Source organism: Aurantimonas sp. HBX-1 (assembly GCF_021391535.1).
In the GTDB taxonomy this organism is placed as follows: Bacteria; Pseudomonadota; Alphaproteobacteria; order Rhizobiales; family Rhizobiaceae; genus Aurantimonas.
The window spans coordinates 4248310-4260924 of sequence record NZ_CP090066.1; the positions used below are offsets into that span (position 1 = coordinate 4248310).

A 12615-nucleotide genomic window follows, 5' to 3' on the forward strand; every position below is an offset into this window, starting at 1 on the left:
CGCTCAGGCCCTGAAGAAGGCGAGCAGTGACCGGAGCGTTGCCTCCGGCGCCTCCTCGGCGATGAAATGGCCGGCGTCGATGGCGTGTCCTTCGAGCCGGTCGCACCACGGTCCCCACACGTCCAGCGGGTCGTGGCCTTCGCCGGGAATGCCGGCGGCACCCCACAGCACCAATGTCGGCGCGGCGATGCGGCGGCCGGCGTCCCGGTCTTCCCGGTCGAGCTGCCAGTCGATCGTCGCGCCGGCCCGGTAGTCGTTGCAGCTTGCGGCGACATAGGCGGGGCGGGCGAAGGCGCGGTGGTATTCGTCCAGCGCCGCGGCATCGAAGCCTTCCAGCGTCTTCGCCTTGGTCCAGCTGGCGATCGTGTGTTCGAGGAACAGCACCGGGTCTCCCCCGATCAGCGTCTCGGGGATCGGCGCCGGCTGGGCGAAGAACAGCCAGTGATAGACCTTCATCGCGGCGGCAGCGTCCATCCGCTCCCACACCTCGACCACCGGCACGATGTCCAGCACCGCCAACCGGTCGATGCGCTCCGGCATGTCGAGCGCCATCCGGTAGGCGACGCGGCCGCCGCGGTCGTGGCCGGCGACGTGGAAGCGCGGATGGCCGAGCGCCGTCATCACCGCCGCGACGTCGCGGCCCATCGTCCGCTTGGAATAGGCCAGATTGTCCGGCGTGTTCGGCGGCGCCGACGAACGGCCGTAGCCGCGCAGATCCGGGACGACGACGCTGAACCGCTCGGCGAGCCGCGGCGCGATGCCGGCCCACATGGCGCCGGTCTGCGGGTAGCCGTGCAAGAGGAGGAGGGGCGGGCCGGAGCCGGCACTGCGCACGAAGATGTCGGCGCCTTCGCCGGGGATGGTGTTTTCCTCGAAGCCCTCGAACATGTCCTGTCGCCTCCCGCGCACGCTGCCGGCGGTGACATCGGCCAGCGGGCGGTCTCGGCAAGGGTTGCGGTATCGGCGGCGCGGCCATAAGCCGGGCGCAACCTCACCCGGACTTTGCCAATGCCCTTCTCCATCGCCACCTGGAACATCAACTCGGTGCGGCTGCGCCTGCCGCTGGTCGAGCGGCTGCTGCGCGAGCACGCGCCGGACGTGCTCTGCCTGCAGGAGACCAAGTGCCCGAACGACCAGTTCCCGGAGAAGGCGTTCCGGGCGCTCGGCTACGACCACATCGCCCTGCACGGGCAGAAGGGCTATCACGGCGTCGCGACGATCTCGCGGCTGTCGTTCGAGGACATCGTCCGCCAGGATTTCTGCGCCGTCGGCGACGCGCGCCACCTGTCGACCCGGCTCGCCGCCGGCGACCGCCGCATCCGCATCCACAATCTCTACGTGCCGGCCGGCGGCGACGAGCCGGACCCGGCGATCAATCCGAAGTTCCGCCACAAGCTGGATTTCGTCGAGGAACTGCGGCTGATGAACGCCGAGGCCGAGCCGGGCGTCTCGGCGCTGCTCGTCGGCGATCTGAACATCGCGCCGCTCGAGGCCGACGTCTGGTCGCACAAGCAGCTGCTGAAGGTGGTCTCGCACACGCCGGTCGAGACCGAGGGCCTGCTGCGGGCGCAGGGCGAGGGCAACTGGACCGACATGATGCGCCGGCATGTGCCGGAGGGCCAGCTCTTCACCTGGTGGAGCTATCGCAACCGCGACTGGACCGTCTCCAATCGCGGCCGCAGGCTCGACCATGTCTGGGGCTCGCACGACCTCGCGCCGCAGCTGCAGAACGTCGAGGTGCTCAGCGATGCCCGCAGCTGGGACCGGCCATCGGACCATGTGCCGGTGATAGCGCGCTTCGCCGACGCGCCGGTGTGATGCAAGCGATTGCGGGATCGGGCGTCCCGTCCTAGCCTCGGCGACCGGCCGCGACGCGCGGCGGGGGCGGGAGGAGCCACATGCGCAAGCGTCTGGTGGTGTGCTTCGACGGCACCTGGAACAATGCCGACGAGAGCGACAGGAGCGCGACCAACGTCCAGCGGATCGCGCGCGCCGTGCGCGGCAACAGCGGCGACATGCAGCAGATCGTCCTCTATCTGCGCGGCGTCGGATCGACCGGCACGCAGATCGAGCGCCTGCTGGCGGGGGCGACAGGGGCCGGCGTCGAGGACAATATCCGCTCGGCCTACATGTTCCTGGCGCAGAACTACCGTCCGGCCCGCAGGGATGGCGACAAGGACGTCGCGGCGGACGAGATCTTCCTGTTCGGCTTCTCGCGCGGCGCCTTCTCGGCCCGCAGCCTTGCCGGCTTCATCGCCAGCGCCGGCCTGCTGAAGCGCCAGCGGCTCGGCGACCTGCCCGCCGCCTGGGCCTATTATCGCCGCGTCGGGCCCCGCTCCTCCAAGGATTTCTGCGCCGCTTCCGGCAGCGACTGCCACCACGACCCGCAGATCACCTTCGTGGGGGTCTGGGACACGGTCGGCGCGCTCGGCATTCCCAAGAGCATCGTCGGGCTGCAGCTCGATTCCTCGCACGAGTTTCACGACACCACGCCCTCGAGGATCGTCGCCAACGCCTTCCATGCGCTCGCCATCGACGAATATCGTGACGAGTTCGTGCCGACGCTCTGGACCGGCGCCACGCCGCCGGGAGCGACCGTCGAGCAGTGCTGGTTCGCCGGGGCGCATTCCGACGTCGGCGGCGGCTATGCCAACCGCCGCCTCGCCGACATCCCGCTCGCCTGGATGGCCGGGAAGGCCGAGCAGTGCGGGTTGGCCCTGCAGTGGGAGGACGAGGATCGGCCGGCCGAGCCGCTGCTGCCGGACGCCGGGCTGCTCGACCCTTACGCGCCGCAGCACGAATCGCGCTTCAACCTCTCGCGCAAGGACCGCCTGACGCCGACGATCCGGCAGATCGGCGGCGCGTCGTTCCGGACCAGCTTTCTGGAGCGTGCCTACGTGCCGACCGATGCGAAGGGAAAGCGGCTGACCCCGATCAACGAGACGATCCACCCGAGTGCAGCGCACCGGTTCGGAAAGAGGGTCGAGCTGGTGCTCAATGACGAGGGCGACACCGAGAGCATCGAATATCGGCCGAAGAATCTGGCCGCCGCGCTCGACTAGTCGCGAAAGCGGCCTTCCAGATCGCCGATGCGGCGGGTCATGTCGGCGAGGTCCTCGCGGAGCCTCGCCTGCACGCCGAGGGCGAATTCCGGATACTCCTCGAGCATCCGGCGAAACAGCGGCCGGCCGATGCGGATCAGGTCGCAGTCGGTTTCCGCCCGGGCGCTCGCCGGCCGCACGGTCTCCGTGAGCAGCGCCAGTTCGCCGAGCAGGTCGCCGGGGCCGAAGAGGCCAATGAATTTTTCCCGCTCCGGACGGCCGCGCGTCAGGACGACGCTGCCGCTGGCGATGACGAAGCCGGCATCGGCCCGCGCCGCCTCGCGGTAGACGAATTCGCCGGCGCGCAGCCGGCGATGCTCCGCGCCGAAGGCGAGAAGGCGCAGCTGCTCGGTTTCCAGATCATCGAAAAGGCGGACCTTCCGCAGTACGGCGATGTCGCTTTCCAGGCTCATCTCGTCTGCGACCCGTTCCCTCGTTCCTCGCCCGTGCGACCGCCTCGGCGCCCCGGACAAGGGCGTGGCGAACCGGCGGCAGCGTCCGCCCGTCGACGGCAACAAGCGTCGAAAGGCGGACGGTGCCTCAGATCACACTGATCGTTAAAAATGAAGATAACCGCAACGGCCGGCGGCGCGGCGGCGTCGGCACGCGCGCGCCGACGCTCACGTGGCCGAGGTCGCTTTCCGGGTCAGGGAACGAGCTTGTAGCCGCCGGATTCGGTCACCAGGATCCGGGCATTGGACGGATCCGGCTCGATCTTCTGGCGCAGCCGGTAGACGTGGGTCTCCAGCGTATGGGTGGTGACGCCGGAATTGTAGCCCCAGACCTCCTCCAACAGGATGTCGCGGGTGATCACCCGGCGGTCCGCCCTGTAGAGATAGCGGATGATCGCCGTCTCCTTCTCGGTCAGCCGGATCTTGCCGCCCTTGTCGTCGACCAGCAGCTTCTGGCTGGGCTTGAAGACGTAGGGGCCGACCTGGAACGTCGCGTCCTCGCTCTGCTCGTGCTGGCGCAGCTGCGCGCGGATGCGGGCGAGCAGCACGGCGAAGCGGAACGGCTTGGTGACGTAATCGTTGGCCCCGGCTTCCAGACCGAGGATCGTGTCGGAATCGGTGTCCTGGGCGGTGAGGATGATGATCGGCGACTTGAACCCGCTCTTGCGCAGGACCTTGACCGCCTCGCGTCCATCCATGTCGGGCAGGCCGACATCCATGACCACGAGGTCGATCAGGCCGGCGCGGGCGGTGTTGATCGCCTTGGTGGCGTTCGGTTCCTGGAGAACCGTGAACTCCTCGTGCAGCGCCAGCTGCTCGGCCAGCGTCTGCCGGAGATCGTCGTCGTCATCGACAATGAGAATGCTGCGTGCGCTCATGCGGTGTCGTCGTCCGGTCCTGTCTCGGCGATGGAGCCATGGTTGGGCCCGGTCGCCTGTAATAAATCGTGAGTGCAGATAGGCGGACTTCGCCGTTCGTCAGGGGGATCGCCGCCGATGAGAGCAAGAAATCGCACGATCGTGGTGCGGCGGGCACCCGGCGCGCCGCAGCGCGGGATCGTTTCGGCCGGCAATCTGCGGCTGCCCTGCGCGCTCGGCCGGTCCGGCACGACGGTGCGCAAACGCGAGGGAGACGGGGCGACGCCGGTTGCCACGATGGCTCTCATGTCGGCCTGGTTCCGCCCCGGCCGCATGCCGCTGCCGGCGACGCGGCTGGCGGTGCGGCGCACGCGCAGCGGCCGCGACGGGTGGTGCGACGCACCGACGCATGCCGCCTACAACCGCCCGGTGCGACTGCCTTTTCCGGCGAGTGCGGAGAGCATGGCGCGCGACGACCGGCTGTACGATTTCGTCGTGGTGCTCGACTGGAACATGCGGCGGCGGGGGCGGGGTCTCGGCAGCGCGATCTTCCTGCACATCGCGCGGCCCGGATACCCGCCGACGGCCGGCTGCGTCGCGGTTTCGCCGACCGACATGCTGCGGCTGGCGCCGTTGCTCTCGACGCGGACGCGGCTGCGCGTCGAGCGCTAGATCACGATGGCGTCAGGCGCGCGTGATCCCAGCGCCCGGGCGGCCCGGACCGCCGAGCTTCTCCCGCCGTAGCAGCTCGGCGGCCGGCGCGTCGGGGCGACGGGTGCAACCCGCCCGCGCCTGCCGAGTTGCGAAAGAGAGCTCCGACGCCAGTTGGGCCGGTACTGCTTGGACTGACATCGAAAGGGACATTCGCCATGGACCGCAGCGAGATCACCGACAAGCCGACGATCGAGCCCTATGACGAGCCGACGGGGGGCTGGGGTTCGGTCAAGTCCCTGGTCACCCATGCCGCGAGCGAGGGCCTGCTCGCCTCGACGCTGTGGACGACGCTGCAGAAGCAGAACAAGCCGGACGGCTATGCCTGCGTCTCCTGCTCCTGGGCCAAGCCTGCCAATCCTCGCGCCTTCGAATATTGCGAGAACGGCGCCAAGGCGACGATCTGGGAGATCACCCCGAAGCGCTGCGACCGCGAGTTCTTCGCGCGGCATCGGGTCAGCGAGCTGCTGAACTGGACCGACCACGAGCTCGAGAAGCAGGGGCGGCTGACGACGCCGATGCGTTACGATCGCAGCCTCGACCAGTACGTGCCGGTGAAGTGGGAAGACGCCTTCCGCGAGATCGGCGCCGAACTGAACCAGCTCGATCCGGAATCCGTCGTCTTCTACGTCTCCGGCCGCGCCTCGCTCGAGGCATCGCACATGTGGCAGCTGTTCGCCCGCATCTACGGGTCCAACAACCTGCCCGACTCCTCCAACATGTGCCACGAATCGACCTCGGTCGGCCTGCCGGAATCGATCGGCTCGCCGGTCGGCACGGTCACGATCGAGGATTTCGACCAGTGCGACATGATGTTCTTCTTCGGCCACAACACCGGGACGAACGCGCCGCGGCTGCTGCATTGGGTGCATGACGCCCGCAAGCGCGGCGTGCCGGTGATCACCTTCAACCCGCTGCCGGAACGCGGGCTGATGCGCTTCAAGAACCCGCAGTCGCCGATCGAGATGCTGAGCTCCGACGAGGGGGTGAAGATGTCGAGCGACTATTTCCAGCTGAACGGCGGCGGCGACATCGCCGCGATGACCGGCATCGGCAAGGCGCTGCTGGATCTCGACGACGCGGCGAAGACCGCCGGCAAGAAGCGCGTGCTCGACACGGCCTTCATCGAGGAGCACTGCCACGACTTCGAAAGCTTCGAGGCCTTCCTGCGCGCCGCCGACTGGGGCGAGATCGAGCGCTGTTCGGGCCTGACGCGGGACGACCTGGAGCATGTCGCGCGGGTCTACTCCAAGGCCGAGAAGGTCATCGCCAATTACGGCATGGGCCTCACCCAGCACCGGCACGGCATCGAGAACGTGCAGATGCTGGTCAATCTCCTGCTGATGCGCGGCAATATCGGCAAGCCCGGCGCCGGCATCTCGCCGATCCGCGGCCATTCCAACGTGCAGGGCCAGCGCACGGTCGGCATCACCGAAAAGCCCGACCTGATCCCGGTCGAGAAGTTCGAGGAATTCTACGGCTTCACGGTGCCGAAGGAGAAGGGGCTCGACACGGTCGAGGCCTGCCAGGGGATTATCGACGGATCGGTGAAGGGGTTCGTGGCGCTCGGCGGCAATTTCTCGCGCGCCGTGCCGGAGACGCGGCTGGTCGAGCAAGCCTGGCCGAAGATGCGGCTCAACGTCCAGATCGCGACGAAGCTCAACCGCAATCACCTGCTGACCTCCGAGATCAGCTACATCCTGCCCTGCCTCGGCCGCATCGAGCGCGACCTGCAGGCGGGCGCCGAGCAGACCGTCTCGGTCGAGGACTCGACCGCCTGCATCCACGCATCGAACGGGCTGCGAGAGCCGGCCTCGAAGGAACTGCTATCCGAGCCGAAGATCGTCGCGGAACTCGCCAAGGCAACGGTTCCGGGGCGCTCCACCGTGCCGTGGGACGAATGGACGGCGGACTATGCCAAGGTGCGCGACGCGATCGAGCGCGCCTACCCGACGGACTTCAAGTATTTCAACCAGCGCTTCCGGCAGCCGGGCGGGTTCCATCGCGACATCGGCGCCGCCAAGCGCGAATGGCGGACGGACACCGGCAAGGCGAACTTCAAGACGCCGGAAGGCTTCGACGTCAATCCCGACATCGACACGCGGCCGCAGGACGTGCTGCAGCTAATGACGGTCCGCTCCAACGACCAGTTCAACACCACGATCTACGGCTATGACGACCGGCTGCGGGGCGTCAGCGGCACGCGGATGGTGATCCTGATGAACGAGGCGGACATGCGCCGGCTGGGCTTGCGGGACGACGACCGCGTCGATGTCGAGACGCATGCCGACGACGGCGTGTCGCGGCGTGTCGAGGACTACCGCGTTCACGCCTTCTCGGTGCCGAAGGGCAATGTCGCCGGTTATTATCCGGAGCTGAACGCGCTGATGCCGCTCTGGCACCATTCGCGCCGGGCGCATGTGCCGGCGGCCAAGTCGATCCCGGTGCGGCTGATCAAGCGGCCCGCCGCCTGACCGGGAGCGGCCGGTCCGGTATCAGGCCGGCCGCCACCGCCACACCGAGACCTGTTTGATTTCGGCATCTTCCAGGGCCCGCGTCACCGGCACAGCGTAGGTGGCGAGACGCTCGAGCCGGTCGCGGGGCAAATAGGCCCGTCCGGGGTCGCCGACGAGGATCGTGACGCCCCCGCGGGCGAGATCGTCGAACCACGGGATCAGCCGTGCGGCGAGTTCGCGGTCGAAGAACACGTCGCCGGCCAGCAGCATGTCGGCCGCCACGGCGCCGCCGATCCTGTCGCTTCCGTCGAAACCGATCGCGACGCCGTTCAGGTTGGCGTTGAGGCGGATAGCGTCGCCGCAGAACGGATCGGTGTCGACAGCGGTGACGACGGCGGCGCCCGCCATCGCCGCGGCGATGGCCATTAGGCCTGAGCCGGCCGCGAAGTCGAGGACGGTGCGCCCGGCGACGCAGTCCGGGTGGTCGAGCACATGCCGCGCCAGCCCCTGGCCGCCGGCCCAGGCAAATGCCCAGAACGGCGGCGGCAGGCCGATCGCATCAAGCTCGGTCTCGGTCTTCTGCCAGAGGCCATGGGCCTCGTCGGCGAGATGAAGACGGATCTCGGGAACGTGTGGAGGGCGGAGGATGGCCGTGTTGGCACGGATGAAGTCGTCGCGCTTCATCCGTACCGTCGTCCCATGCGGGTGACGGTAAGGCGGCTCAGCCCTCGGCCTTCACCCTGTCGCTCTCGGCGCGGAGCTTGTCGATCAGGATCGAGGCGTCCGCCTTGGACAGGCCCGCATCGAATTCGTGGCCGGTCTCCTCGCAGAGCGTCTTCAGATAGGAGCCCTGCGCGCCGGTCATCGGCTCGCCGCCGGTGGTCCATTCCGCTGGGTCCTTCTCGGTGTTCGAGGTGTTGTCGTTCTTCGGGTCGGGCGTTGCCATGGTTGATCTCCGGAGATGATGTTGTTCCGGAAATGTTCTTCGCCGGTGCTGGTTCCGCCCTGCGACCGAGCAACGCGCCTCAGCCCTTCGCGGCCTTGGCCGGGTCGAGCCCGCCCATCTCGCAGACCCTGGCAAACTCGGCCTCCGTCACCGGCTGGACCGAGAGCCGGGAATTGTTGACCAGCACCATGTCCTTCAGCGCCGGCTCGGCCTTGGCCGCATCGAGCGTGACGGGGTTCGGCACGTCCATCACCGCTTTGATGTCGACGCACTCCCACTTGCCGTCCGGGGCGGTCGAATCCGGATGCGCCTCGGCGACCACCTCGACGATGCCGACCACCGCCTTGCCCTCGTTGGAGTGGTAGAAGAAGCCGCGGTCGCCGACCGCCATCTCGCGCATGAAATTGCGCGCCTGGTAGTTGCGGACCCCGTCCCATTCCTGGCCCTTGGCGCCGGCCTGCTTCTGCTGGTCGAAGGACCATTTCTCGGGCTCGGACTTGAACAGCCAGTAGCGCATGATGGTGCTCCCGTTCAGCCGGCGGCCGGGTTCTTGATCGCCCAGTTCCAGGGCCGCACGGTGACGGTCTCGAACAGGCCGGCGACGGCATAGGGGTCGCGGTCGGCAATTGCCTTGGCCGCTTCGCGGCTGTCCGCCTCGATCACCACCATGCTGCCGCAGGGCTTGTCGTTCTCGTCGAGGAACGGGCCGGCGAATTTCAGCGCGTCGCCGAGGCCGTTCAGATGGGCCAGATGCTCCGTCCGCGTGTCCATGCGCAGTTGCAGGGAGTTCGGCTTGTCGTCGCAGAGCAGGGCATAGAGCATCGGGTTTTCCTCGGGTCAGTTCTGGTTGAAGGCGGCCGCATGGCCGCGGCGGCAAATTAGCGAGCCTGGGGCGGGCATCAATCGAATTCGCGCTTCAGCGGACGCGCCAAGAGCGCCTGCACCGCCTCGCCGACATCCATGCCGCCGGCAAGGATCTTCGCGACCGTGGCGATGATCGGCGCATCGATGCCGCGCTCTTCGGCGAGCCGGGCGGCGATGCCGGCGGTGTGGACGCCCTCGGCGAGCTTCAGCCCGGCGCGATCCTCGCCGCGGCCGAGCGCGACGCCATAGGCGAAATTGCGCGATTGCGGGCTCGAGCAGGTGAGGATGAGGTCGCCCAGCCCGGAAAGCCCCATCAGCGTCTCCGGCCGGCCACCGAGCGCGGCGCCCAGACGGCGCAGCTCGACGAAGCCCCGGGTGATCACCGCGGCCTGCGCCGAGGCGCCGAGGCCGCGCCCGGCGACGGCGCCTGCGGCGAGCGCCAGCACGTTCTTGAGGGCGCCGCCGGCCTCGACGCCGCGCATGTCGGTCGCGGCATAACCACGGAACGTTTCGGTCGAGAGCAGCCGCGCCGCCTCGTCGGCGGCCTCGGTCTCGTCGGCGGCGATGGTCACCGCCGTCGGCAGGCCGCGCGCGACGTCGGCGGCAAAGCTCGGGCCGGAAAGGACCGCGAGGCGGTGGCCGGGCAGTTCCTCGGCGAGGATGTCGGAGGCAAAGCGGCCGGTGTCCTGCTCGATGCCCTTGGAGCAGAGCACGACCAGCTGATCCGGGCGCAGATGCGGCTTCAGGGCGGTGGCGGCGGCGCGCAGGCTCTGGGTCGGCACGACCAGCAGCACGATCCCGGCATCGCCGAGCGCGGTATCCGGATCGAGCGTCGCGTGCAGTCCCTCGGGCAGCGTCAGGTCCGGTAGATAGCGCGGATTGCAGCGGTCCGCCTCGATGGCCCGAACGGTGTCGGCGTCGCGGGCGAGGATGGTGACGGCGTGGCCGGCCCGCGCGTAGAGGCTGGCGAGCGCGGTGCCCCAGGCGCCGGCGCCGACGACGGCGAAGCGGCTCATGCCTTGGCTCCCCGGCGGCCGAAGCCGACCAGCGGCACGGCGCCGGCGTCGAGCGGCCAGCGCGAGCGCACCGGCGCCTCCAGCCCGTCGACGAGACCGGCCTCGAAGCGCTCGAGCCCGGCATAGGCGACCATCGCGGCGTTGTCGGTGCAGAGCGCGGCGGGCGGTGCGACGAGCCGGACGCCGGCCTTTCCGGCCTCGGCTTCCAGCGCGGTGCGGATCGCCCGATTGGCGGCAACACCGCCGGCGACGGCCAGCACCGGGTCGGCAAGGTCGGGGAACTCGGCACGGAACCGCTCCAGCGCCCGTCGGGTGCGGTCGGCGAGGCTGTCGGCGGCCGCCGCCTGGAAGCTGGCGCAGAGATCGGCGACATCGCCGTCGGAAAGCGGCGCGGCGGCTTCGGCGGCCTGGCGGAGCGCGGTCTTCAACCCGGAGAACGAGAAATCGAGCCGGGCCTCGCCGCGCAGCGGCCGCGGCAGGGCAAAACGCGTGGCGTCCCCGGTGGCCGCCCTACGCTCGACATTGGGGCCGCCCGGCTGCGGCAGCTGCAGCAGCTTGGCCGTCTTGTCGAAGGCCTCGCCGAGCGCGTCGTCGATCGTTGTGCCCCAGCGCTCGTAGGTGCCGAGGCCGCGCACCAGCAGGATCTGGGTGTGGCCGCCGGAGACCAGCAGCAGGAGGTAGGGATAGTCCAGCCGGTCGGTGAGGCGGGGAGTGAGGGCGTGGCCCTCGAGATGGTTTACCGCGACGAACGGCAGGCCCCGGGCGGCGGCGATCGCCTTGCCGGTCATCGCCCCGACGATCAGTCCGCCGACGAGGCCGGGGCCGGTGGTGGCGGCGATGGCCGCGAGGTCGCCGAAGCCGAGCCCGGCGTCGTCCATGGCGGCACGGACGATGCCGTCCAGCGCCTCGACATGCGCGCGCGCCGCGATCTCCGGCACGACGCCGCCGAAGGCGGCATGTTCCTCGACTTGGCTGAGCACGACATTGGCGAGGATCACCGGCGCGCCGTCACGGTCGCGGCCGACCACCGCCGCGGCGGTCTCGTCGCAGCTCGTCTCGATGCCGAGGATCGGTGTCGCGGTCATGGGCTTCCCTTCGCGCCGCCGTTCTACCGGTTCCGGCGCAAGATGGAAGCCGCGGGTGGTGGCGGGCCCGCCCGCGATTGATCTTCGCCGCTCCGATCTTCTATGCATGAGGACCGCGCCGCGAGGCCGGCGCGGCGCAAGCCGCGGAAGCAATGAACCGGGAGGCCCGCCTTGGCGACGGACGGCATCATCCGCATCGGAACACGCGGCAGCCAGCTCGCGCTGGCGCAGGCCAGCGAGGTGCGGGCCCGGCTGATGGTCGCCCACGGCCTGCCGGCGGAGCGCTTCGAGGTGACGGTGATCTCCACCTCCGGCGACCGGATCCTCGACCGGCCGCTGTCGGAAGTGGGCGGCAAGGGCCTGTTCACCAAGGAGATCGAGCTGGCGCTGCTCGGCGGCGAGATCGACATCGCGGTGCATTCGTCGAAGGACATGGCGACGGCGATCCCGGACGGGCTGGCGATCACCGCCTTCCTGCCGCGCGAGGACGTGCGCGATGCCTTCATCGGCCGCGAGGTGCGCACCATCGCCGAACTGCCGCACGGCGCGGTCGTCGGCTCGGCGTCGCTGCGGCGGCAGTCGCTGCTGAAGCGGCTGCGGCCCGATCTCGAGGTCATCACCTTCCGCGGCAACGTCCAAAGCCGGCTGCGCAAGCTGGAGGAGGGCCAGGTCGACGCCACGCTGCTGGCGCTCGCCGGGCTGAACCGGCTGGAAATGAGCCACGTCGCGACGGAGGTCCTCGACGTGGTCAGCTTTCCGCCGGCGCCGGGACAGGGCGCGATCTGCATCGAAGGCCGGGCGGGCGACCAGGCGACCGCCGATCTCGTCGCGGCGATCGCCGACCACCACACGACGGTCGCGCTGACGGCGGAGCGGGCGTTCCTCGCCGAGCTCGACGGCTCCTGCCGCACCCCGATCGCCGCCCATGCCGAGATGCACGAGGACGGTTCGATGACGCTGCACGGCATGATCCTGACGCCAGACGGCGTCCGGATGCACGAGACGCGGCGGACGGGGCTCGCCGAGGACGCCGCGACGATCGGCCGGATGGCCGGGCGCGACGTGCTGGAGGAGGCAGGGCCCGACTTCTTCGCCGGATGGGCGATGTGAACGGACCGGCGCGGGCG

The 12615-nt window shown here is 69.4% G+C and carries 14 protein-coding genes; 5 read left to right on the forward strand and 9 right to left on the reverse strand.

Features of this window, described 5'->3' with window-relative positions:
* Positions 1-3: 3 nt before the first annotated feature.
* Entirely contained in the window at positions 4-888 is an 885-nt protein-coding gene (locus LXB15_RS20070) for an alpha/beta fold hydrolase (RefSeq protein ID WP_233950116.1), read from the reverse strand.
* 120 nt (positions 889-1008) lie between these two features.
* Between LXB15_RS20070 and LXB15_RS20075 the strand changes: the two genes are divergently transcribed.
* The gene (locus tag LXB15_RS20075) at positions 1009-1818 is read left to right on the forward strand and encodes an exodeoxyribonuclease III (protein ID WP_233950117.1); all 810 of its coding nucleotides are present in this window, start codon (positions 1009-1011) and stop codon (positions 1816-1818) included.
* Positions 1819-1898: 80 nt separating this feature from the next.
* Positions 1899-3062, forward strand: a complete 1164-nt coding sequence (locus tag LXB15_RS20080) for a DUF2235 domain-containing protein (RefSeq protein ID WP_233950118.1) — start codon at positions 1899-1901, stop codon at positions 3060-3062.
* Here LXB15_RS20080 and LXB15_RS20085 read toward each other — a convergent pair.
* Together LXB15_RS20085 and LXB15_RS20090 are read right to left on the reverse strand one after the other, a co-directional pair.
* The gene (locus LXB15_RS20085) at positions 3059-3514 is read right to left on the reverse strand and encodes a cyclic nucleotide-binding domain-containing protein (protein WP_233950119.1); all 456 of its coding nucleotides are present in this window, start codon (positions 3512-3514) and stop codon (positions 3059-3061) included. The two genes, LXB15_RS20080 and LXB15_RS20085, sit on opposite strands and share 4 nt — an antisense overlap.
* A 233-nt stretch (positions 3515-3747) precedes the next feature.
* Complete coding sequence (locus LXB15_RS20090) at positions 3748-4431, reverse strand: response regulator transcription factor (protein WP_233950120.1); 684 nt, start codon at positions 4429-4431, stop codon at positions 3748-3750.
* 117 nt (positions 4432-4548) lie between these two features.
* Between LXB15_RS20090 and LXB15_RS20095 the strand changes: the two genes are divergently transcribed.
* The gene (locus tag LXB15_RS20095) at positions 4549-5082 is read left to right on the forward strand and encodes a L,D-transpeptidase (RefSeq protein ID WP_233950121.1); all 534 of its coding nucleotides are present in this window, start codon (positions 4549-4551) and stop codon (positions 5080-5082) included.
* A 197-nt stretch (positions 5083-5279) separates the two neighbouring features.
* Positions 5280-7595: an FdhF/YdeP family oxidoreductase gene (locus LXB15_RS20100; RefSeq protein WP_233950122.1), complete on the forward strand. Its 2316-nt coding sequence runs from the start codon at positions 5280-5282 to the stop codon at positions 7593-7595.
* A 21-nt stretch (positions 7596-7616) separates the two neighbouring features.
* On the opposite strand, the gene LXB15_RS20105 is transcribed toward LXB15_RS20100, so the two are convergent.
* The 6 genes from LXB15_RS20105 to tsaD all read right to left on the reverse strand — a co-directional run bounded on the left by LXB15_RS20105 (position 7617) and on the right by tsaD (position 11488).
* Positions 7617-8261, reverse strand: a complete 645-nt coding sequence (locus LXB15_RS20105) for a methyltransferase (protein ID WP_233950123.1) — start codon at positions 8259-8261, stop codon at positions 7617-7619.
* A 37-nt stretch (positions 8262-8298) separates the two neighbouring features.
* A complete protein-coding gene (locus LXB15_RS20110) occupies positions 8299-8523 on the reverse strand; it encodes a DUF3072 domain-containing protein (RefSeq protein WP_233950124.1) in 225 nt (74 codons plus the stop codon).
* 79 nt (positions 8524-8602) lie between these two features.
* A complete protein-coding gene (locus tag LXB15_RS20115; RefSeq protein ID WP_233950125.1) occupies positions 8603-9040 on the reverse strand; it encodes an EVE domain-containing protein in 438 nt (145 codons plus the stop codon).
* Between the two features lie 14 nt (positions 9041-9054).
* A complete protein-coding gene (locus tag LXB15_RS20120) occupies positions 9055-9345 on the reverse strand; it encodes a YciI-like protein (RefSeq protein ID WP_233950126.1) in 291 nt (96 codons plus the stop codon).
* Positions 9346-9422: 77 nt separating this feature from the next.
* Positions 9423-10403, reverse strand: coding sequence for an NAD(P)H-dependent glycerol-3-phosphate dehydrogenase (locus LXB15_RS20125; protein WP_233950127.1), 981 nt, complete (start codon positions 10401-10403; stop codon positions 9423-9425).
* Positions 10400-11488, reverse strand: a complete 1089-nt coding sequence (gene tsaD, locus LXB15_RS20130) for a tRNA (adenosine(37)-N6)-threonylcarbamoyltransferase complex transferase subunit TsaD (protein ID WP_233950128.1) — start codon at positions 11486-11488, stop codon at positions 10400-10402. Before tsaD ends, LXB15_RS20125 begins: the two co-directional genes overlap by 4 nt.
* Positions 11489-11659: 171 nt before the next feature.
* Here tsaD and hemC point away from each other — a divergent pair, with 171 nt between their 5' ends.
* Positions 11660-12598, forward strand: coding sequence for a hydroxymethylbilane synthase (gene hemC / locus LXB15_RS20135; RefSeq protein ID WP_233950129.1), 939 nt, complete (start codon positions 11660-11662; stop codon positions 12596-12598).
* The last annotated feature ends 17 nt before the right edge of the window (positions 12599-12615 follow it).